The sequence below is a fragment of the Cellulomonas sp. P5_C5 genome, from assembly GCF_054049655.1.
Genome location: NZ_JBFULY010000005.1, coordinates 27,139 through 47,475, shown reverse-complemented (window position 1 = coordinate 47,475; position 20,337 = coordinate 27,139). Strand labels below are relative to the sequence as shown.

Genomic DNA, 20,337 nt, shown 5'->3' with positions numbered 1-20,337 from the left:
GACGCCACGCTAGCCGGAAGTAGACTTGCTGGCGTTTGTGCCCGCGGCCAACGCCAGCGCGGCGAACTCGGAGGAAACCGTCAAGTGATCACTGCCCAGGCTGTCGAGCTGCGCATCGGCGCACGAGTGCTGCTCGAGGAGTCGTCGTTCCGCATCGCGGGCGGCGACCGGATCGGTCTGGTCGGTCGCAACGGCGCCGGCAAGACCACGCTCACCAAGACCCTGGCGGGGGAGACGCAGCCCACGGGCGGCCAGATCGTCCGCTCGGGCGACGTCGGCTACCTGCCGCAGGACCCCCGCACGGGTGACCTCGAGCAGCTCGCCATGGACCGGGTGCTGTCGGCCCGTGGGCTCGACGAGGTCGTGCGTGCCATGCGCGCCACCGAGACGGCGATGGCCAGCGAGGACGACGCCGTCCGGGAGAAGGCGATGGACCGCTACTCCCGGCTCGACTCGCGGTTCAACGCGGCCGGCGGGTACGCCGCCGAGAGCGAGGCGCACCGCATCGCGTCGAACCTCGGCCTGGACGAGCGCGTGCTCGGCCAGACCATCGGGACCCTCTCCGGTGGTCAGCGCCGTCGCGTCGAGCTCGCCCGCATCCTGTTCTCCGGCGTCGAGACGTTGCTGCTCGACGAGCCGACCAACCACCTCGACGCCGACTCGATCATGTGGCTGCGCGACTACCTGAAGACGTACTCGGGCGGGCTGATCGTGATCTCGCACGACGCCGACCTGCTGCGTGCGGTCGTGAACAAGGTCTTCCACCTGGACGCCAACCGCTCGCAGCTCGACCAGTACGCCCTCGGCTGGGACGCGTACCTGCAGCAGCGCGAGACGGACGAGAAGCGCCGCCGCCGCGAGCGGGCCAACGCCGAGAAGAAGGCCTCCGCCCTCATGGCGCAGGCCGACAAGATGCGCGCCAAGGCCACCAAGACGGTCGCCGCGCAGAACATGGCCCGCCGTGCCGAGCGTCTGCTGTCCGGGCTCGAGGAGGTCCGCGCCTCCGACAAGGTCGCGCGGCTGCGGTTCCCCGAGCCGGCCGCCTGCGGCAAGACCCCGCTGACCGCCGCAGGGCTGTCCAAGACGTACGGGTCGCAGGAGGTCTTCACGGACGTCGACCTGGCGATCGACCGGGGGAGCAAGGTCGTGGTGCTCGGCCTCAACGGCGCCGGCAAGACCACCCTGCTGCGGATCCTGGGCGGCGTCGAGAAGTCCGACACGGGCGAGGTCCGCCCGGGGCACGGGCTCAAGCTCGGGTACTACGCGCAGGAGCACGAGACGCTCGACCTCGAGCGGACCGTGGTGGAGAACCTGAAGTCCTCGGCCCCCGATCTCACCGAGACCCAGGTGCGGTCCGTGCTCGGGTCGTTCCTGTTCTCGGGCGACGACGCCGACAAGCCCGCCCGGGTGCTGTCCGGCGGCGAGAAGACCCGTCTGGCGCTCGCGTCGCTCGTCGTGTCCAGCGCCAACGTGCTGCTGCTCGACGAGCCGACGAACAACCTCGACCCGGCGTCGCGCGAGGAGATCCTCGCGGCCCTGCGCGGCTACGCCGGGGCCGTGGTCCTGGTGTCGCACGACGAGGGCGCCGTCGCGGCGCTCGACCCGGAGCGGGTGCTGCTGCTGCCCGACGGCGACGAGGACCTGTGGAGCCCGGCCTACCTGGACCTGATCGCGCTGGCCTAGCGGCCGTCCTGATCGCCCAGCTGGGCGTCGATGAGTGCGTCCTCCGCGTCCTCGTCGCGACCACCGCGGCGCCGCGGCACGTCCGGCGCCGCCGGCGCGCGACGAGGTCGCGGCGTGTCCCGGGTGGGCCACAGCTCGACGCCGTCCACCGACACGGGTGCCGGCGCAGGTTCCGGTGGCTCGGCGTCGGACGCGATGCGGGCGTCCTGCAGCTCGCGACGCGCACCGAGGCTGAACGCGACGAGCCCGCCGAGCGCGAACGTCCACCACTGGAACGCGTACGACAGGTGCGACCCGGGGTCCGTGCTCGGCGCGGCCAGGGTGCCGGGGACCGGGACGACCGCCGGGTCCTCCGCGGTCATCGCGACGTACGCCCCGTAGGTCTCGCCCTCGACGCCGCCGGCCGCCAGGACCTGCTCGGCGGAGATCGCCTGGACCTGCCTCGCGGGGGCGTCCCGGTCCGACGCCGGCTCGTCGTGACGCAGCCTGGCGGTGAGGGTGATCGTGCCCTCCGGCGCGGCCGGTGGGGTGACGTCGACGCTGCCGTCCGAGCCGGGCGGGACCCAGCCCCGGTCGACGACGAGCACGGAGCCCGCCTGCGTCGGGTCGGCGGCGGTCCCGGCGGACGCGTCCTCGACGACGAACGGCACCAGCACGTGGTACGCCGGGGTGCCGTCCACCGGCCGGTTGCGCAGCAGGACCGTGCCGTCCGTCGCGTAGTGCCCGACGACGGTCACGCGCTGCCACAGGTCGTCGTCGGTGAGCGGCGCGTCCGGGGTGGGCAGGACCGTGTCGAGGGGCACCGGGTCGGCCGACCAGTTGGTCTCCACGACGGCGATCGCGCCGTCGCGCCACACGTGCCGACCCCACTGCCAGAAGCCCAGGAACGTGCACACGACCGCCAGGGCGACTCCCACGAGCACCAGCAGCGTGGCGCGACGAGCAGCCGGGCTCATGACCGGGGTGCGGACTCGAGCTCCGCCGCAGGGACCACGCTCTGCAGGAACCCGCGCACGTCGAGGAACTGGCTCAGGTGCTCACGGTGCTCGTCACAGGCCAACCACACCTTGCGCCGGTCCGCGGTGTGCAGCTTCGGGTTGTTCCAGAGCAGTCCCCACGTCGCCTCCGCCCGGCAGCCGCGGCTGCTGCAGACGAGCTCGTCCACGGCATCCGGGACGGGGCCGAACAGGCTCACTCTCGATCGTCCGAGCTGTCGGAGGAGCCGATGCCGCCGGCGGTACCGCTGCCCGGACCGATCTCGCGCGGCGTCATGAACGTCCCGTCCGAGTCGCGGCGCTCGCGGCCGGCGTTGGCGAACAGCACCGCGGAGTACGGCAGGACGACCGCCGCGACGATGAGCAAGAGCGACGCCCACATCGGGATCCGGCCCCAGGACAGCACCGCACCGGCGAAGCAGACGATGCGGACGCCCATCTGCACCAGGTAGCGCTTCTGCCGGCGGGCCAGGTCGTCGGTGAGCGGTTCGGGTGCGCTCGTGATGCTGTGGACCTCCTCCGCAGGGAGGTCCGGACGCCGACGGATGCTGCTCACCACGTGATTCTAGTCCGCCCCGGCTGTGGTGACGCTGAGGAGCCGTGTTGTGCAGGTCCCACAACGCGGCGCGACGAACATGGGCGCGGACCCTGCCGCGACGCACGGAGGACGTCGGATAGCGTCGTGTCCCGTGCCTGAGACTTCCGACAACACAGCCCAACCCCGCAGCGTCCTGGTGACGGGTGCCAACCGTGGCATCGGGCGTGCCATCGCCGAGCGGTTCGTGGCGAACGGCGACAAGGTCGCGACCATCTACCGCGCCGGCGACCTGCCGGACGGAGTCCTGGGTGTGGTCGGTGACGTGCGCGACACCGCCAGCGTCGACGCGGCGTTCGCCCAGATCGAGGCCGCGCACGGGCCGGTCGAGGTGCTCGTCGCCAATGCCGGCGTCACCCGCGACCAGCTGCTGATGCGGATGACCGACGAGGAGTTCTCCGAGGTCCTCGACGTCAACCTCACCGGCGCCTTCCGGTGCGCGCGCCGCGCCAGCAAGGGCATGATCAGGCTGCGCCGCGGACGCATCATCTTCATCTCCTCGGTCGTCGGCCTGTACGGGTCGGCCGGCCAGGTCAACTACGCGGCGTCCAAGTCGGCACTCGTCGGCATGGCCCGCTCGATCACCCGCGAGCTGGGCGGACGCGCGATCACGGCGAACGTCGTCGCCCCCGGGTTCATCGACACCGACATGACGCGCGCCCTGCCGGAGGACAAGCAGAAGGCGTACCGCGAGTCCATCCCGCTCGGCCGGTTCGCCCTGCCCGACGAGGTGGCCGGCGTCGTCGAGTTCGTCGCGTCGGACGCGGCGGGCTACATCTCCGGGGCGGTCATCCCGGTCGACGGCGGCCTCGGCATGGGCCACTGACACTGACTTCGTACGGCGACACACAGAACGGAACACTCATGGGTCTGCTCGACGGCAAGAAGCTCCTGGTCACCGGCGTCCTCACGGACGGCTCGATCGCCTTCCACGTGGCGCGCCTCGCGCAGCAGGAGGGCGCCGAGGTGCTGCTCACCTCCTTCGGCCGCCAGTTCCGGCTGACGCAGGCGATCTCGCGACGCCTCCCGAAGGAGGCGACCGTCCTCCAGCTCGACGTCACCGACGCCGACGACCTCGCGGCGCTCGCGGACCGGGTGCGTGAGGCGGGCTTCGAGTCGCTCGACGGCGTCGTGCACTCCATCGGGTTCGCGCCGCAGTCCGTGATGGGTGGCAACTTCCTGGCCGGGGAGTGGGACGACGTCGCGACCGCGCTGCAGGTCAGCGCGTACTCGCTGAAGTCGCTCGCGGTCGCCACCCAGCCGCTGCTGAGCTCGGGCGGCGCGATCGTCGGCCTCACGTTCGACGCCCGCTACGCGTGGCCGGTCTACGACTGGATGGGCGTCGCCAAGGCGGCGTTCGAGTCGACCTCGCGCTACCTGGCCCGTGACCTCGGTCCGCACGGCATCCGCGTGAACCTGGTCTCCGCCGGCCCGATCCGCACCACGGCCGCCAAGTCGATCCCCGGCTTCGAGGCCATGGAGGGCGGCTGGCCCGAGCGCGCGCCGCTGGGCTGGGACGCGTTCGACCCCGAGCCGACGGCCCGCGCGGTCGCGGCCCTGCTGTCCGACTGGTTCCCCGCGACGACCGGCGAGATCGTGCACGTCGACGGCGGGTACCACGCGATGGGGCTGTGACGCTCTCGCAGGGGCGAAGGTCACGACGGAGTGGGACGCTGAGCCGGTGACGTCCGAGACCGGCCCCCGGCGACTCCTGCTCCTGCGCCATGCCAAGGCGGAGCACCCGGACGCGATCCCGGACATCCAGCGCCCGCTGTCGCTCGTCGGCCGCAAGCAGTCCACCACGGTCGGCGCCGCCGTGGCTGCCGACGACCTCGTGCCCGACCTCGTGCTCTGCTCGAGCAGCGTGCGAACCCGGCAGACGTGGGACCTGGTGCGCTCGACGCTCGGCGCCGAGCCCGACGTCCGGTACCTCGACGACCTGTACTACGCGGGATCGAGCGCCCTGGTCGAGCTGGTGCGGGCCGTCCCGGCGGACGTGTGGACGGTGCTCGTCGTCGGTCACGAGCCGACCATGTCGCAGGCGGCCGTCCTGCTCGCCGGGCCGGACTCGGACCCGGGGACGCTCGAGCGCGTCCGGCACGGCGTACCGACGGCCAGCTGGTCGCTGCTGGAGGTCGGCGCCTGGGACGCCGTCGCGGCCGGGACGGCTGCCCTGCGCAGGCTCGCGGTCCCTCAGTAGAGGCGGCGTACGACCTCGGTCCGGTCGAGGTCGCCGGCGAGGTCCGTGCTGGCCGTGACCAGGTCGATGCCGCCGACGAGCGGCCGCTCGACCAGGCGGCGGACCTCGGGGTCGGCGACGGTCTGCGTGAGCCGACGGGCGATCGCCGCACCGTCGACCACCTCGAACGGGCGACCGTGGAACGCGGCCGTGCGCTCGGGCGCCGGCGCGGTCACGCCGAGGGCGTTGTGCCGACGGACGAGCTCGACGAGCACGTCGCCGAGCCGACTCTGCCGCTCCTGCCAGTCCGGCGCCGCGAGCGTGGCGGCCAGCGCGGACCGCAGCGGCCCGGTCGAGGCGAGCCGGGCCAGCGCGGTCCCGAGCCACTTGTCGTAGGGCGCGTAGCGACGCTCCTGCAGGAACGCGAGCTGGACGGCCGTGCGGCACACGCGAGCGGTCACCAGGCGGGACCCGAGGTCGTCGCCGGCCATCCCCGCGCGTGGCGCCAGGTGCTCGTCCTGCCCGATCGCGGTCCAGGCCGCGGCCTGCTGGTACAGCCAGACGTCCTGCGGGTAGTAGTGCAGCCGGTCGCGCACCGCCTCGAGGCCGAGGTCGTCGTGGAAGACGGCGCCGGCGGTGAGCGAGAGGAGACGCTGCTGCGGGACGACCAGCCAGTCCGCCGCCGTCATCGGGCCCCGCGGGTCCACCGGGCCGAGGAGCCGGCGCAGCAGCGCATCGAGCGTGAGGATCTCGACCCGGTGGTCCACCGGACCGGTCGCGACCGCGTCGCCGAGCCCGCGGGTGCCGTCGACGGCGGCCGGGGCGGCGCGGGTGGACCAGCCGCCGACCTCGTGGGGGAGCCGGTGCCGCAGCTCCTCGTGCAGGTCGGCTGCCTGGTCGCGGTGGTCGTCGGGGGACAGGAGCACCTGCAGGCGAGGTCCCCAGTCGTGGTCGGTCGATGTCGCGTCGTCGAGACCGAGCACGTCCGAACCGGGGCCGACGAGGGCAGCGGTGTGTGCGAGCCCGCGCTCGGCCAGGACCGGGCGGACGTCGTCGTAGAGCATCCGCGCCAGCTCGAGGCCGGGCACGAACGCGGTCACGGCAAGAAGACCGGCAGGTCGAGGACGGCGTCGAGACGGTCGCGGACGACGGCGTCGGCGGCCTCGCACAGCAAGGGCTTGGCGTTGAAGGCGATCCCGAACCCGGCCGCCACGACCATGTCGATGTCGTTCGCGCCGTCCCCGATGGCGATCGTGCGCTCCATCGGGATCCCGACGGAGGCGGCGTACTCGCGCAGCACCACGGCCTTGGCCGCGCGGTCGACCACCGGGCCGCTGACCTTGCCCGTGAGGCGGCCGTCGACGACCTCCAGCGCGTTCGCACGCGTCAGGGTGATGCCGAAGGACGCGGCCAGAGGCCGGACGATCTCGATGAAGCCGCCGGAGACGAGCCCCACGGGCCAGCCTCGGGCGTCCAGCTCCGCGACCAGCTCCCGGGCACCGGGGGACGGCTCCACGGCGGCGAGGACGTCGGCCAGGACCGACTCGGGCAGGCCGGCGAGCGTCGCGACGCGCTCGTGCAGGGACGCCGCGAAGTCGATCTCGCCGCGCATCGCCCGCTCGGTGATCTCGGTGACCAGCACCTCGGAACCGGCGTGCGCCGCGAGCAGCTCGACGACCTCCCCGGTGATGAACGTCGAGTCGACGTCCATGACGACGAGGTGGGGCTGGTAGGTGCTCACGAGACGGGAGGGTAGTGCCGCACGCGGGGCGCGCGTCACGACCGCTCACTCCGCGATGACGGTCCCCTTCGGCACGACGGTGATGCCGGACTCGGTGACCGTGAAGCCGCGGGCGCGGTCATGGTCGTGGTCGAGGCCGATCCGGACGCGTTCCGGGACGCTGACGTTCTTGTCGATGATCGCGCGGTGGACCTGCGCGTAGCGGCCGATGTGCACGTCGTCGAAGAGCACCGAGTCCGTGACCTGCGCCCACGAGTGCAGCCGGACGCCCGGCGAGAGGACCGAGCCGGACACCGTCGCACCCGAGACGAGCACACCCGGTGAGACGACCGAGTCCACGGCGTGCCCGAGCCTGCCCGCACCGGCGTGGATGAACTTGGCGGGAGCCAGGCTCGTGTACCCGCTGTAGAGCGGCCACTCGTCGTTGTAGAGGTTGAACACCGGCTCGATGGAGATCAGGTCGATGTTCGCCTCGTAGAACGCGTCGATCGTCCCGACGTCGCGCCAGTAGTCGCGGTCGCGCGGCGTGGAGCCGGGCACGTCGTTGCGCAGGAAGTCGTAGACACCGGCGGTGCCGCGCTCGACGAAGTAGGGCGCGATGTCGCCACCCATGTCGTGGCGCGAGCCCACGTTCTCGGCGTCGGCGGTCACGGCGGCCACGAGGGCGTCCGCGTTCGCCACGTAGTTGCCCATGGACGCGAGGATCTCGCCGGGGGAGTCGGCCAGGCCGACGGGGTCGGTCGGCTTCTCGAGGAACGCCTTGATACGGGTGGGGTCCGTCGGGTCGACCTCGATGACGCCGAACTGGTCGGCCTCCTCGATCGGCTGCCGGATCGCGGCGACGGTGAACTCGGCACCGGAGGCGATGTGGGCGTCGACCATCTGGGAGAAGTCCATGCGGTACACGTGGTCGGCGCCGACCACGACGACGATGTCGGGACGCTCGTCCTCGATGATGTTGAGGCACTGGTAGATCGCGTCGGCGCTGCCCAGGTACCAGTGCTTGCCGACGCGCTGCTGCGCCGGGACGGCCGCGACGTAGTTGCCCAGCAGCGGCGACATGCGCCACGTCTTGGACACGTGCCGGTCGAGGCTGTGCGACTTGTACTGGGTCAGCACGATGACGTGCAGGTACCGCGAGTTGATGACGTTCGACAGGGCGAAGTCGATCAGCCGGTACAGACCCCCGAAGGGCACCGCCGGCTTGGCACGGTCGGCGGTGAGGGGCATCAGTCGTTTGCCCTCCCCACCTGCGAGGACGATAGCGAGGACGCGCGGCGCTGCCATGGGACGACCCTAGGCCCCCGACGCGGTCCCAGCGAGGCGTGCGGCCGCTCAGGCGCTAGCGTGTCGGCGGGAGAACCGGTCGTCCGTGCCGGTCGGCGAGGGGATGGTTGAAGTGCGTGTCGACCTGCTGACCAGGGAGTACCCGCCGCACGTCTACGGCGGGGCCGGAGTGCACGTCGCGGGGCTGACCCGTGTGCTCGAGCGGACGATCGACGTGCGCGTGCACTGCTTCGACGGTCCGCGCGACGCCCCGGGGGTGCTCGGGTACTCGGTGCCCACCGAGCTCGCCGGGGCGAACGCCGCGCTGCAGACGTTCGGGATCGACCTCGAGATGGCCGACGCGGTCGGCGCGGTCGGGACCGACGGAATCGCGTCGGACCTGGTGCACTCGCACACCTGGTACGCGAACCTGGGCGGTCACCTGGCGGGTCTGCTGCACGGGCTGCCGCACGTCGTGAGCGCCCATAGCCTCGAGCCGTTGCGTCCATGGAAGGCCGAGCAGCTGGGCGGCGGCTACGCCCTGTCCAGCTGGGCGGAGAAGACCGCGTACGAGGGCGCTGCGGCGGTCATCGCGGTCAGCGGCGGCATGCGCGAGGACATCCTGCGCGCCTACCCGGAGGTCGACCCCGCGCTGGTCAAGGTCGTGCACAACGGCATCGACCTGGACCAGTGGCAGCGGCCGACCAGCGACGAGGCCGTGGCCGCGGCGGACGCCACCGTGCGCCGGCTCGGCATCGACCCGTCGCGGCCGAGCGTGGTGTTCGTCGGCCGGATCACCCGGCAGAAGGGGCTGCCCTACTTCCTGCGCGCGGTCGAGCTCCTGCCTCCCGACGTCCAGGTGGTGCTGTGCGCGGGGGCGCCGGACACGCCGCAGATCATGGCCGAGGTCACCGGGCTGGTGGAGCAGCTGCGCACCAAGCGCTCGGGGATCGTCTGGATCGAGCAGATGCTGCCGCGCGACGAGCTCATCGCGGTCCTCATGCACGGGACCGTGTTCGCGTGCCCGTCGGTCTACGAGCCGCTCGGCATCGTCAACCTCGAGGCCATGGCGGTCGGGCTGCCGGTGGTGGGGACCGCGACCGGTGGCATCCCGGAGGTCATCGACGACGGGGTCACGGGCCGGCTCGTCCCGATCGACCAGCTGCAGGACGGCACCGGCACTCCGGTGGACCCGGAGGGCTTCGTGCACGACCTGGCCGACGCGCTGACCGACGTGGTCGGGAACACCGCCCGGACGGCGCAGTGGGGCGTGGCCTCGCGGCGGCGGGTCGAGGACCACTTCACGTGGGAGGCGATCGCCGACCGGACGATCGAGGTCTACCGGGCGGCGTTGGCCTGACGGCCCCAGCGGCGTTGGCCTGACGGCCCCAGCGGCGTTGGCCTGAGGTCAGGCGGTCAGCCGCGACGCGGCCGCGGCCATCGCGCGGCGGGCCATCCGGTCGACCTCGCGCAGCGCCGTGGACCGCTGGTCGGCCTGCCACAGGTTGACCGCGGCGCCGTCGTCCTGCGTGGCGAGCGCGACGATCGCCCGCAGACGGGCTGCGCTGGCCAGCACGCGCGCGCGGCGGCCGTCGAGCCGGTCCGGGAGACGCCACGCGGGCAGCTCGAGGTCGCGCAGCGCGGCGACGGACTCGGCCGCGTCGGGGCGCCAGCGCGCAACGTCGAGCCGTACGAGGGCCTCCGTCGCCTGGAGCAGCCCCTGGCGCAGCTCGCGCTCGGCGTCCTGGAGCGAGCCGGTCTGCGCGTGCACGGCGTGCCGCCAGTCGGGGACGTCCGAGAGCTCCCACGTCACCAGGTGCCCCGGCTCGAGCGCGGACCCGAACCGCTGCACCACCGGCACCGCGACGAGGCACGCCTGCGGGGTCCGCACCAGGACGGCCTCACCGGCCTCGGTGGCCGCCGAGCTGACGGAGGCGGGCGTCGCTCCCGGGTCGCCCGGCACGGGCAGGACCGTCGCGACGTCCCGGGGCGACCCGTCGCAGGCGTCGAGCAGGGTGCTCAGCGGCTCGTCGGACACGTCGTCGCGCAGCGGCTCGTCCGATGCCGGCCGGCGCTGCACGAAGTGCGGCTCGTCGTCGGACTGGACGGCACCGAGCAGCACCGAGCGGTCGGTGGTGTCGTCGGCGAGCCACAGGGCGAGCAGGACCGAGCGCGGCAGCTCCAGGGTCAGGTCCACCCGCCCACGGTAGGACGTGACCCAGCCCACCGGCGACCGGCCCGCCCACCTGCGGATCGCCGGTTAGGGTCATGCCCATGACCGACGTGCTCGACCTGCAGGCCGTGACGATCCGCCGGGGAACGACGACGATCCTCGACGAGGTGACGTGGACGGTCCGGGACGGTGAGCGGTGGGTGGTCCTCGGTCGCAACGGTGCCGGCAAGACCACGCTGCTGCAGGTCGCGTCCGGTCGGATGCACCCCACGGCCGGCACCGCCGACCTGCTGGGCTCGCGCCTCGGACGGGTCGACGTCTTCGAGCTGCGCCCGCGGATCGGCCTGTCCAGCGCGTCGCTGGCGGACCGGATCCCCGCGGGGGAGACGGTCCGCGACGTGGTGCTGACGGCGGCGTACGGGGTCACGGGTCGGTGGCGGGAGACATACGAGTCGCTCGACGAGTCGCGCGCGGCCGACCTGCTGGCCGCGTTCGGCGTCGCGCACCTGTCCGACCGCTACTTCGGCACCCTGAGCGAGGGTGAGCGCAAGCGCGTCCAGATCGCCCGGTCGCTCATGACCGACCCGGAGCTGCTGCTGCTCGACGAGCCCGCCGCGGGACTGGACCTGGGCGGGCGCGAGGAGCTGGTGGCGGCGCTGTCGGAGCTGGCCGCCGACCACAAGTCACCGGTCCTGGTGCTGGTCACGCACCACGTCGAGGAGATCCCGCCCGGCTTCACCCACCTGCTGCTGCTGCGCCAGGGCAAGGCCTTCGCGGCGGGTCCGATCGACCAGGTGCTCACCGCCGAGACCCTCTCCGGCGCGTTCGACCTCCCGCTGACGGTGGACCACGCCGACGGCCGGTGGTCCGCCCGCGCGTCTTCCGCCCAGGGCTGAGCGTTATCCCACAGATTCGCAAAGAGATCGTCTAGGATCGGTTGGACCGCAGGGTCCGCCGTCGGAACCTGCTCGATCGAGGGAGTGGCCCGATGGGCTGGCTGTGGTGGATCGGTGCGGCGCTCGCGCTGGGCATCCTGGAGATGCTCTCGCTCGACCTCGTGCTCGCGATGTTCGCCGGTGGAGCCATCGCCGGCGCGATCGCCTACCTGTTCGGGGCCACCGTGCCCGTGCAGTTCGTCGTCGCGGCGCTGACCTCGGTCCTGCTGCTCTTCACGCTGCGCCCGTGGCTCCTGCGGCACCTGCGCGCGCGGATGCCGCTGGTGGAGACCAATGCCGCGGCGCTCGTCGGCCGCGACGCGGTGGTCGTCTCGACCGTGACCGGTGAGGGTGGACGCGTCAAGCTCGCCGGCGAGGTGTGGAGCGCCCGCGGGGAGGCCGCCCAGACGATCCCGCCCGGGACCGAGGTCCGCGTGTCGCGGATCGAGGGAGCCACGGCGATCGTCGCGCCCGTCCCCGGGCTCTGAGCCCACCGTCTCGTTTGACCGCGCGGGCAGCTCGCCCGCGCACGACCCTCTGGAGGATCCATGGACGACACGAACGGTGGGCAGATCGCCCTCTTCATCGTGCTCGGGCTCGTGCTGCTCTTCGTCATCATCGCGCTCGTGCGGGCGGTCAAGATCGTCCCGCAGGCCGTCGCGATCATCGTCGAGCGGCTCGGGCGCTACTCCCGCACGCTGGATGCCGGGCTGCACCTGCTCATCCCGTTCGTGGACCGGGTGCGCGCCGGCGTCGACCTGCGTGAGCAGGTGGTCTCCTTCCCGCCGCAGCCCGTGATCACGTCCGACAACCTCGTCGTGAGCATCGACACCGTCATCTACTTCCAGGTGACCGAGCCCAAGTCGGCGGTCTACGAGATCGCCAACTACATCCAGGGCATCGAGCAGCTGACGGTGACCACGCTGCGCAACGTCGTCGGGTCGATGGACCTCGAGCAGACGCTGACCAGCCGCGACCAGATCAACGGCCAGCTGCGTGGCGTGCTCGACGAGGCGACCGGGCGCTGGGGCGTGCGCGTGAACCGCGTCGAGCTCAAGTCGATCGACCCGCCGGACAGCATCAAGGGCTCGATGGAGCAGCAGATGCGCGCCGAGCGTGACCGTCGAGCGGCGATCCTCACGGCTGAGGGCTTCAAGCAGTCGCAGATCCTCACGGCCGAGGGCGAGAAGCAGGCGGCGATCCTGCGGGCCGAGGGAGGCGCGCAGGCCGCGATCCTGACGGCTGAGGGTGAGGCGCGGGCGATCCTGCAGGTGTTCGACGCGGTGCACCGCGGCGACGCCGACCCGAAGCTGCTGGCGTACCAGTACCTGCAGACGCTGCCGAAGATCGCCGCGAGCCCGTCGAACAAGATGTGGTTCCTGCCCTCGGAGCTGACCAGCGCCCTGGGGGTGTTCGCCAAGGGGTTCGGCGGACCGTTCTCCGACGACGGCGGCGTGCCGGACTCGGGTCGTGCCGCGGGGACGTCGCCGCTCGGTGACGACCTGCCGCCCACGACGCTGACGGACCCGGCCGAGGCGCTGGCCGAGGCACGACGCGAGTCGGCAGCGGCGACCGCGGACGCGACGGCCTCCGGCACGTTGAGCGGCCTGCCGTTCGACCCGTCCGTGGAGCTCGGGCAGCGGCCCGGCGGGGGAGCGGTGCCGCCGCGGGCGCCCGAGCCGCCCCCGCAGGACGCGTCTCCCGCCTGATCGACGCGAGGGCCGGACCCGACGGGGGTCCGGCCCTTCGTCGTGTTCGCTCACAGCGAACGGAATGCGCTTGTCGGAGTGAGCGCTCACTCAGTTACCATCGCGGCGTGGAGACGATCATCGGTCCCGGGCGCGGTCGGGCCACCCCCCTGCCGCCCGACGAGCGCCGCGCCGCGATCCTGCTCGCCGTGCGGCCGGTGATCCTGGCGCGCGGCGCCGCCGTCACGTCCCGCGAGCTTGCCGAGGCCGCCGGGGTGGCGGAGGGCACGCTCTTCCGGGTGTTCACCGACAAGGTCACGCTCGTCCGCGAGGCCGTGCTGGCCGCGGTCGACCCGGCGGACGCGATCCCGGAGATCGAGGCGATCGACCGGACCCTGCCGCTGCGGGACAAGCTGCTGCTCCTGATGACGCAGGCCCAGGCGCACGTGACCGAGTCGATGCGGTGGATGAGCCTCCTGCACGAGGTCGGTCGCCTCGAGCCGGCCGGGCCGACGGGGGAGCAGCGCGAGGCGGCGATGCGCCAGTGGGGTCGCCGCCAGCAGGCCGGGACCGCCGCGGTGACCGTCGCCGTCTCCGAGCTGCTGGACCTCGACGCGCACCAGCTGCGGCTGCCCCTCGCCGACGTCATCGAGCTGTTCAACACCGTGCTCCTGGGCGCCACCATCCGGACGGTCGACGCGTCGCGCCGCGGGCTCGACACGGGCCCCCCGGACCCCGAGCAGCTGGTCGACCTGATCCTCCACGGCGTCCTCGCCCCCACTTCGTCCGACAGGAGCTCGTGATGCTGGTCAAGCTGCTCAAGGAGCACCTCAAGCCGTACCAGGGGGCGGTCGTCGCGGTGATCGTGCTGCAGCTGGTGCAGACGATCGCGACGCTGTTCCTGCCCAGCCTCAACGCCCGGATCATCGACGACGGCGTGGCGAAGGGTGACACCGCGGAGATCATGCGGCTCGGCGGCATCATGCTCGGCGTCAGCCTGGTGCAGGTGCTGGCCGCGGTGGTCGCCGTCTACTTCGGCGCGAGGACGGCCATGGCGTTCGGTCGGGACGTGCGCAAGCGGCTGTTCGGCCACGTGCAGACGTTCTCCGCGCAGGAGGTCGCCACGTTCGGCGCGCCGACGCTGATCACGCGCACGACGAACGACGTGCAGCAGGTGCAGATGGTGGTGCTGCTGACGTTCACCATGATGATCATGGCGCCGATCCTGCTCGTCGGCGGCGTCATCATGGCGATGCGCGAGGACGTCGGGCTGTCCGCCGTGCTCCTGGTCTCGGTGCCGGTGCTCGCGCTCGTCGTCGGCCTGATCGTCACGCGGATGATCCCGTACTTCCGGTCCATGCAGAAGCGGATCGACGCCATCAACCGGGTGCTGCGCGAGCAGATCGCGGGTGTCCGGGTGGTGCGCGCGTTCGTGCGCGAGCGCCGGGAGTCCGAGCGGTTCGCCGGCACCAACACCGACCTCTACGACACCTCGCTGCGCGTCGGCAAGCTCATGGCGCTGATGTTCCCGATGGTCATGCTCGTGCTCAACGCGACGACCGTGGCCGTGCTGTGGTTCGGCGCCCAGCGCATCGACGCAGGCGCCCTGATGATCGGGCAGCTCACGGCGTTCCTGTCCTACATCGCCTACATCCTCATGGCCGTGATGATGTCGACGATGATGTTCGTGATGGTCCCGCGGGCCGTCGTCTCCTCCGAGCGCATCGGCGAGGTGCTGGACACCCGGACCTCCGTGGTCCCACCCGACCAGCCCGCCCAGCTGCGCACCGGAGCCGACTCGCGGCCCGGCCTGCTCGAGCTGCGGGGCGTCGAGTTCCGCTACCCGGGCGCCGAGCGCGCGGTCCTGCACGGGGTCGACCTGGTGGCCGAGCCGGGGAAGACCACGGCGATCATCGGCTCCACCGGCGCCGGCAAGACGACGCTGCTCAACCTCGTCCCGCGGCTGTTCGACGTGACGGGCGGCGAGGTCCTCATCGACGGCGTCGACGTGCGCGCGCTCAGCCCCGACCAGCTGTGGGGCCAGATCGGGCTCATCCCGCAGAAGCCCTACCTGTTCGCCGGCACGGTGCGCTCGAACCTCGAGTACGGCCGGACGGGCGCGACCGACGAGGAGCTGTGGCACGCGCTGGAGGTCGCCCAGGCACGCGACTTCGTCGAGGCGCTCGAGGAGGGCCTCGACGCACCCATCGCACAGGGCGGGACCAACGTGTCCGGTGGGCAGCGACAACGGCTGGCCATCGCGAGAGCCCTGGTCAGACGGCCGAACATCTACCTGTTCGACGACTCGTTCTCCGCGCTCGACTACGCGACCGACTCCCGGCTGCGCGCCGCGCTCGCCCCCGAGACGCGCGAGGCGACCGTGCTGGTGATCGCGCAGCGGGTGGCCACCATCCGGCACGCGGACAGCATCGTCGTGATGGAGGACGGGCTCGTGGTCGGCGTCGGGACGCACGCCGAGCTGCTGGCGTCCTCGGAGACGTACCAGGAGATCGTGTACTCGCAGGTCAGCGTGGAGGAGGCGGCATGAGCACCGAGACGAAGCGCCTCCCGCCGCAGGCCCGTCGCGGCCCCGGCCCCATGATGAACATGGGCATGCCGGGCGAGAAGTCGATGAACTTCCGCGGGTCCGCGGTGCGGTTCCTGCGGGAGATGCGGTCCGAGCGGGCGCCGATGGCCGTCATCGTCGTGCTCGCCATCGCCTCGGTCGTGCTCGCCGTGATCGGCCCGAAGCTCCTGGGCGACGCGACGAACATCATCTTCGACGGCGTCATCGGCACCCAGCTGGGCTCGGCGTTCCCCGCCGGGACCACCACGGACCAGGCCGTCACGGCGCTGCGCGCGAGCGGGCAGGGCACGCTTGCCGACGTCGTCGCCGGCAGCGGGGCGGTCCCGGGCGTGGGGATCGACTTCGACCGGCTGTGGCAGCTCCTCATGATCGTGCTGGCCATCTACGTGGGGTCGTTCCTCTTCGGCTGGCTGCAGGGGCGGCTCACCGCGGTCGTCGTCCAGCGGACCGTCTACACGATGCGCCAGGACGTCGAGGCGAAGTTGTCGCGGCTGCCGCTGCGGTACATCGACTCCCAGCCGCGCGGCGAGCTGCTCAGCCGCGTCACCAACGACATCGACAACGTCGCGCAGACCCTCCAGCAGACGCTGTCGCAGCTCATCACCTCCGTGCTCACCGTGATCGGCGTGCTGGTGATGATGTTCTGGATCTCCCCGTTGCTGGCGGTGATCGCGCTGGTCACCGTGCCGTTGTCGATCGCGATCGCCGGGGCCATCGCCAAGCGGTCCCGCCCGCAGTTCATGGAGCAGTGGGCCTGGACCGGGAAGCTCAACGCCCACATCGAGGAGATGTACACCGGGCACTCGCTGGTGACCGTGTTCGGGCGGCAGGCCGAGGCAGCCGAGGTGTTCGCGGAGCGCAACGACAAGCTCTACGACTCCAGCTTCCGGGCGCAGTTCATCTCCGGGATCATCCAGCCGGCGCTCGGCTTCGTCGCCAACCTCAACTACGTGATCGTCGCCGTCGTCGGTGGACTGCGCGTGGCGTCGGGGACCATGACGCTCGGCGACGTGCAGGCGTTCATCCAGTACAGCCGGCAGTTCACGCAGCCGATCACGCAGATCGCGTCGATGGCCAACCTGCTGCAGTCCGGCGTCGCGTCCGTGGAGCGGGTGTTCGAGCTCCTCGACGCCGAGGAGCAGTCACCCGACCCCACCGACGCGACCCCGCCGGTCCAGCCGACCCGAGGACGCGTGGCGTTCGAGCACGTGGCCTTCAGCTACTCGCCCGACAAGCCGCTCATCCAGGACCTGTCGCTCGTGGCCGAACCGGGTCAGACCATCGCGATCGTCGGGCCCACGGGAGCCGGCAAGACGACGCTGGTGAACCTGCTCATGCGGTTCTACGAGGTCGACGGCGGACGGATCACCCTCGACGGGATCGACACCCGGGACCTCACCCGGGACGCGCTGCGCTCGCAGATGGGCATGGTGCTGCAGGACACCTGGTTGTTCGGCGGCACCCTCGCGGAGAACATCGCGTACGGCGCGGACGGTGCGACGCAGGAGGAGATCGTCGCCGCCGCGGAGGCCACCCACGTCGACCGGTTCGTGCGCACGCTGCCCGACGGGTACGCCACCGTGGTCGACGACGAGGGCGCCAACGTCTCGGCGGGGGAGAAGCAGCTGCTCACGATCGCCCGCGCGTTCCTGGCGGACCCGCCGATCCTCATCCTCGACGAGGCGACATCCTCGGTGGACACCCGCACGGAGGTGCTGGTCCAGCAGGCGATGAACGCGCTGCGCCACGGTCGGACGTCGTTCGTCATCGCCCACCGGCTGTCCACGATCCGCGATGCCGACGCGATTCTGGTCATGGAGGACGGCGCGATCGTGGAGCAGGGGTCGCACGACGAGCTGCTCGCCGCGGGCGGCGCGTACGCGCGGCTGTACGCGAGCCAGTTCGCCGCCGCGGTGGCGCCCGTGGACTGACGGTTCCACCCGGTGGGCTCCGCGGGCCGTGACCTGCGGAGCCGTACTCTCGGCCCATGTCCAGCCCCACCACCACCGGGTTCCCCCGCGACCGGATGACGGTCGCGTTCTACGGGAGCTTCGTCGTGTGGGGCTGGCTGCTCTACAGCTTCAACCCGAGCGTGCCGCTGCTCGCCGACGAGCTCGGCATCAGCGACGCGCAGGCCGGGCTGCACGGGACCGCGATGGCCGCCGGTGGCATCCTCGCCGCGTTCGTCACGCCGCGGTTCGTGCGCAGCCACGGTCGGCGCACGGCGATCCTGGTCGCCTGCGGGCTCATCGCCGTCGGGGCGTCCGGCCTGGTCGCGGCCCCGTCGCTGGCCTGGAGCCTGCCCGCGATGGTGGTCCTGGCGCTCGGCGGCAACATCTCGATCAGCGCCGCACAGGCGGGAGTCGCGCTGCGGCACGGGAGCAAGGCGTCGGCGGCGCTGACCGAGGGCAACGGGATCGGTTCCTCGATCGGGCTCGTCGGCCCGCTGGCGGTCGGCGTCTGCGTGGCGATCGGCTGGGGCTGGCGGCCCGCCGTCGCCGTGACCGTCGTGCTCGCCCTCGTCGCCGCGCTCGTCGTGTCCCGCATCCCGGTCGGGGGTGCGATGACACCTCCGCACGTCGCCGACGCGAGCGTCGCCCCCGTGGTCCGTGCGCGCACCACCGTGCCTGGCTGGTGCTTCCTCGCGACGATGGTCGCCGCCATCGCGATGGAGTTCGCCACCACGTACTGGGCCACCGGGCTCGTGCTCGAGCGGACCGGCGCGGGACCCGGCATCGCGGCGGCGACGACAGCGGGCCTGGTGGCCGGGATGTCGGCGATCCGGTTCGTCGTCGGGCCGCTGTCGCTGCGGGTCGCACCGGTCCTGCTGCTCGCCGTCGCGTTCGTCGTCGCCATCGGCGGCTGGGCGATCCTGTGGACCGCGACCACCCCCACGGTCGCCATCGTCGGCCTGTTCGTCGCCGGGCTCGGGTACGGCGCGCAGTACCCGCTGTCGGTCGCGCTCCTGCTGGCCACGGCACCGGGCCGCACGGACGCGACCCAGGCGCGCGCGACGCTCGCCGGCGGGCTCGCGATCGGTGTCGCACCGTTCGCCCTCGGGGCCCTGTCGGACGCCGTCGGGACGCATCAGGCGTTCCTCGTCGTCCCCGTGGTGGCCCTGCTCGGTGCGACGGCCGCCGTGCTGGGTGGACGGGCAGCGCGACGCGGACGGGGCTCGGCGGTCGACCTGGAGACCGGCGTGGCGGCGGACCGATAACGTTTTCCAGCGTGGCAGGCTGGTCCGATGCCCACCCTGCAGCACCGGCGCGCCGACGCCGTCGTCACGGTCCTCGATCCCCGCGGACGGCCCCTCGCCGACACCGACGTCGTCGTCGCCCAGCAGCGGCACGCGTTCCTGTTCGGCAACATCGGGTTCGACTTCATCGCGCTCGCCAACCAGGAGGGCGACACCGCCGAGCCACCGGCGTTCGGCGGGGCGTCCGTCCAGACCGCGACCGCGCTGGCCGACCTCTGGCTCGACGTGTTCAACTCCGCGACGCTCCCGTTCTACTGGGGCAACTTCGAGCGGGTACGTGGCCGCCCGGACACGACGCGGATGCTCACGGCGGCTCGCTGGTTCGCGGAGCGGGGCGTCGCCGTCAAGGGACACCCGCTCGCCTGGCACACCGTCTGCGCGCCGTGGCTGCTCGACCTGAGCACCGACGAGATCGCCGACGCGCAGGACGCCCGGATCCGTCGGGACGTCGCGGACTTCGCCGGGGTCGTCGACACCTGGGACGTGATCAACGAGGTCGTGATCATGCCCGTGTTCGACAAGGAGCCCAACGGTCTGACCCGGCTCGCGTGGGACCGCGGACGCATCCCGACCGTCCGGCTCGCGTTCGACGCCGCCCGGCAGACCAACCCGTCGGCCACCCTGCTGCTCAACGACTTCGACATGTCGACCGCGTACGAGTGCCTGATCGAGGGCGTCCTGGAGGCCGGGATCCAGGTCGATGCGATCGGCCTGCAGAGCCACATGCACCAGGGCTACTGGGGTGAGGACAAGACGCTGGCCGTCCTCGACCGGTTCGCGCGCTTCGGGCTGCCGCTGCACCTGACCGAGACGACGCTGCTGTCCGGCGACCTCATGCCCGCGCACATCGAGGACCTCAACGACCACCAGGTCTCCTCGTGGCCGTCGACGCCCGAGGGGGAGGCGCGGCAGGCCGACGAGCTCGAGCGGCACTACCGGACCCTGCTCGGGCACCCGGCCGTGCAGGCGGCGACGTACTGGGGGATCACCGACGACGGCGCGTGGCTCGGAGCGCCCGCCGGGCTCGTCCGCGCCGACGGCACCCCCAAGCCCGCGTACGACGCGCTGCGCCGGCTGGTCAAGGACGAGTGGTGGCTGGCGCCGACGACCCTGCGCACCTCCGCCACGGGCCGCGTGCCCGTCAGCGGGTTCCGCGGGACCTACACCGTCGACGGGACGGCGTTCGAGCTCGCGCACGACGGTGAGGTCGTCGTCCGGCTGGAAGGATGACCCGGTGCC

The 20,337-nt window shown here is 72.2% G+C and carries 20 protein-coding genes; 13 read left to right on the top strand and 7 right to left on the bottom strand.

Features of this window, described 5'->3' with window-relative positions; all coding sequences use genetic code 11:
- Window positions 1-84 precede the first annotated feature (84 nt).
- The gene (gene abc-f, locus ACXJKF_RS06305) at window positions 85-1,683 is read left to right on the top strand and encodes a ribosomal protection-like ABC-F family protein (RefSeq protein ID WP_456786883.1); all 1,599 of its coding nucleotides are present in this window, start codon (window positions 85-87) and stop codon (window positions 1,681-1,683) included.
- Here abc-f and ACXJKF_RS06300 read toward each other — a convergent pair.
- Genes ACXJKF_RS06300 through ACXJKF_RS06290 form a run of 3 tightly spaced genes read right to left on the bottom strand, consistent with a single transcriptional unit; the run spans window position 1,680 to window position 3,234 of the window.
- Window positions 1,680-2,639, bottom strand: coding sequence for an SURF1 family cytochrome oxidase biogenesis protein (locus ACXJKF_RS06300; protein ID WP_456786882.1), 960 nt, complete (start codon window positions 2,637-2,639; stop codon window positions 1,680-1,682). The genes abc-f and ACXJKF_RS06300 overlap by 4 nt on opposite strands.
- Window positions 2,636-2,878, bottom strand: a complete 243-nt coding sequence (locus ACXJKF_RS06295) for a hypothetical protein (RefSeq protein WP_456786881.1) — start codon at window positions 2,876-2,878, stop codon at window positions 2,636-2,638. The genes ACXJKF_RS06300 and ACXJKF_RS06295 overlap by 4 nt, the downstream gene beginning before the upstream one ends.
- Window positions 2,875-3,234 carry a DUF3099 domain-containing protein gene (locus tag ACXJKF_RS06290; RefSeq protein ID WP_456786880.1) on the bottom strand — a complete coding sequence of 120 codons (360 nt, stop codon included), beginning with the start codon at window positions 3,232-3,234 and terminating at the stop codon, window positions 2,875-2,877. Before ACXJKF_RS06290 ends, ACXJKF_RS06295 begins: the two co-directional genes overlap by 4 nt.
- Window positions 3,235-3,367: 133 nt before the next feature.
- On the opposite strand from ACXJKF_RS06290, the gene fabG reads away from it, so the two are divergent.
- From fabG to ACXJKF_RS06275, 3 genes are read left to right on the top strand one after another with little or no spacing between them, the layout of a single operon-like run.
- Window positions 3,368-4,099 carry a 3-oxoacyl-ACP reductase FabG gene (gene fabG, locus ACXJKF_RS06285; RefSeq protein ID WP_456786879.1) on the top strand — a complete coding sequence of 244 codons (732 nt, stop codon included), beginning with the start codon at window positions 3,368-3,370 and terminating at the stop codon, window positions 4,097-4,099.
- A gap of 38 nt (window positions 4,100-4,137) precedes the next feature.
- Entirely contained in the window at window positions 4,138-4,908 is a 771-nt protein-coding gene (fabI, locus tag ACXJKF_RS06280; RefSeq protein ID WP_456786878.1) for an enoyl-ACP reductase FabI, read from the top strand.
- A gap of 46 nt (window positions 4,909-4,954) precedes the next feature.
- Window positions 4,955-5,473, top strand: coding sequence for a SixA phosphatase family protein (locus ACXJKF_RS06275; RefSeq protein WP_456786877.1), 519 nt, complete (start codon window positions 4,955-4,957; stop codon window positions 5,471-5,473).
- On the opposite strand, the gene ACXJKF_RS06270 is transcribed toward ACXJKF_RS06275, so the two are convergent.
- Genes ACXJKF_RS06270 through glgC form a run of 3 tightly spaced genes read right to left on the bottom strand, consistent with a single transcriptional unit; the run spans window position 5,467 to window position 8,480 of the window.
- Window positions 5,467-6,552: a DUF4037 domain-containing protein gene (locus ACXJKF_RS06270; RefSeq protein WP_456786876.1), complete on the bottom strand. Its 1,086-nt coding sequence runs from the start codon at window positions 6,550-6,552 to the stop codon at window positions 5,467-5,469. The two genes, ACXJKF_RS06275 and ACXJKF_RS06270, sit on opposite strands and share 7 nt — an antisense overlap.
- A complete protein-coding gene (serB, locus tag ACXJKF_RS06265) occupies window positions 6,549-7,193 on the bottom strand; it encodes a phosphoserine phosphatase SerB (protein WP_456786875.1) in 645 nt (214 codons plus the stop codon). Before serB ends, ACXJKF_RS06270 begins: the two co-directional genes overlap by 4 nt.
- A gap of 45 nt (window positions 7,194-7,238) precedes the next feature.
- Window positions 7,239-8,480 carry a glucose-1-phosphate adenylyltransferase gene (gene glgC, locus ACXJKF_RS06260; protein WP_456786874.1) on the bottom strand — a complete coding sequence of 414 codons (1,242 nt, stop codon included), beginning with the start codon at window positions 8,478-8,480 and terminating at the stop codon, window positions 7,239-7,241.
- A 112-nt stretch (window positions 8,481-8,592) separates the two neighbouring features.
- Here glgC and glgA point away from each other — a divergent pair, with 112 nt between their 5' ends.
- The gene (glgA, locus tag ACXJKF_RS06255) at window positions 8,593-9,819 is read left to right on the top strand and encodes a glycogen synthase (RefSeq protein ID WP_456787032.1); all 1,227 of its coding nucleotides are present in this window, start codon (window positions 8,593-8,595) and stop codon (window positions 9,817-9,819) included.
- Between the two features lie 48 nt (window positions 9,820-9,867).
- On the opposite strand, the gene ACXJKF_RS06250 is transcribed toward glgA, so the two are convergent.
- Window positions 9,868-10,656, bottom strand: a complete 789-nt coding sequence (locus ACXJKF_RS06250; protein ID WP_456786873.1) for a hypothetical protein — start codon at window positions 10,654-10,656, stop codon at window positions 9,868-9,870.
- Window positions 10,657-10,733: 77 nt separating this feature from the next.
- Between ACXJKF_RS06250 and ACXJKF_RS06245 the strand changes: the two genes are divergently transcribed.
- From ACXJKF_RS06245 to ACXJKF_RS06210, 8 genes are all read left to right on the top strand, one after another.
- Window positions 10,734-11,528, top strand: a complete 795-nt coding sequence (locus tag ACXJKF_RS06245; protein ID WP_456786872.1) for an ABC transporter ATP-binding protein — start codon at window positions 10,734-10,736, stop codon at window positions 11,526-11,528.
- 92 nt (window positions 11,529-11,620) lie between these two features.
- Window positions 11,621-12,055 (top strand): NfeD family protein, encoded by a 435-nt coding sequence (locus ACXJKF_RS06240; RefSeq protein ID WP_456786871.1) that lies wholly within the window; start codon window positions 11,621-11,623, stop codon window positions 12,053-12,055.
- A 60-nt stretch (window positions 12,056-12,115) separates the two neighbouring features.
- Window positions 12,116-13,276, top strand: a complete 1,161-nt coding sequence (locus ACXJKF_RS06235) for an SPFH domain-containing protein (protein ID WP_456786870.1) — start codon at window positions 12,116-12,118, stop codon at window positions 13,274-13,276.
- 107 nt (window positions 13,277-13,383) lie between these two features.
- Window positions 13,384-14,058 (top strand): TetR/AcrR family transcriptional regulator, encoded by a 675-nt coding sequence (locus tag ACXJKF_RS06230; RefSeq protein ID WP_456786869.1) that lies wholly within the window; start codon window positions 13,384-13,386, stop codon window positions 14,056-14,058.
- Window positions 14,058-15,803 (top strand): ABC transporter ATP-binding protein, encoded by a 1,746-nt coding sequence (locus tag ACXJKF_RS06225; RefSeq protein WP_456786868.1) that lies wholly within the window; start codon window positions 14,058-14,060, stop codon window positions 15,801-15,803. The genes ACXJKF_RS06230 and ACXJKF_RS06225 overlap by 1 nt, the downstream gene beginning before the upstream one ends.
- Window positions 15,800-17,773, top strand: coding sequence for an ABC transporter ATP-binding protein (locus ACXJKF_RS06220; protein ID WP_456786867.1), 1,974 nt, complete (start codon window positions 15,800-15,802; stop codon window positions 17,771-17,773). Before ACXJKF_RS06225 ends, ACXJKF_RS06220 begins: the two co-directional genes overlap by 4 nt.
- 56 nt (window positions 17,774-17,829) lie before the next feature.
- Window positions 17,830-19,059 (top strand): MFS transporter, encoded by a 1,230-nt coding sequence (locus ACXJKF_RS06215; RefSeq protein WP_456786866.1) that lies wholly within the window; start codon window positions 17,830-17,832, stop codon window positions 19,057-19,059.
- Between the two features lie 27 nt (window positions 19,060-19,086).
- On the top strand, window positions 19,087-20,328 hold the full coding sequence (locus tag ACXJKF_RS06210; protein ID WP_456786865.1) for an endo-1,4-beta-xylanase: 1,242 nt from the start codon (window positions 19,087-19,089) through the stop codon (window positions 20,326-20,328).
- The last annotated feature ends 9 nt before the right edge of the window (window positions 20,329-20,337 follow it).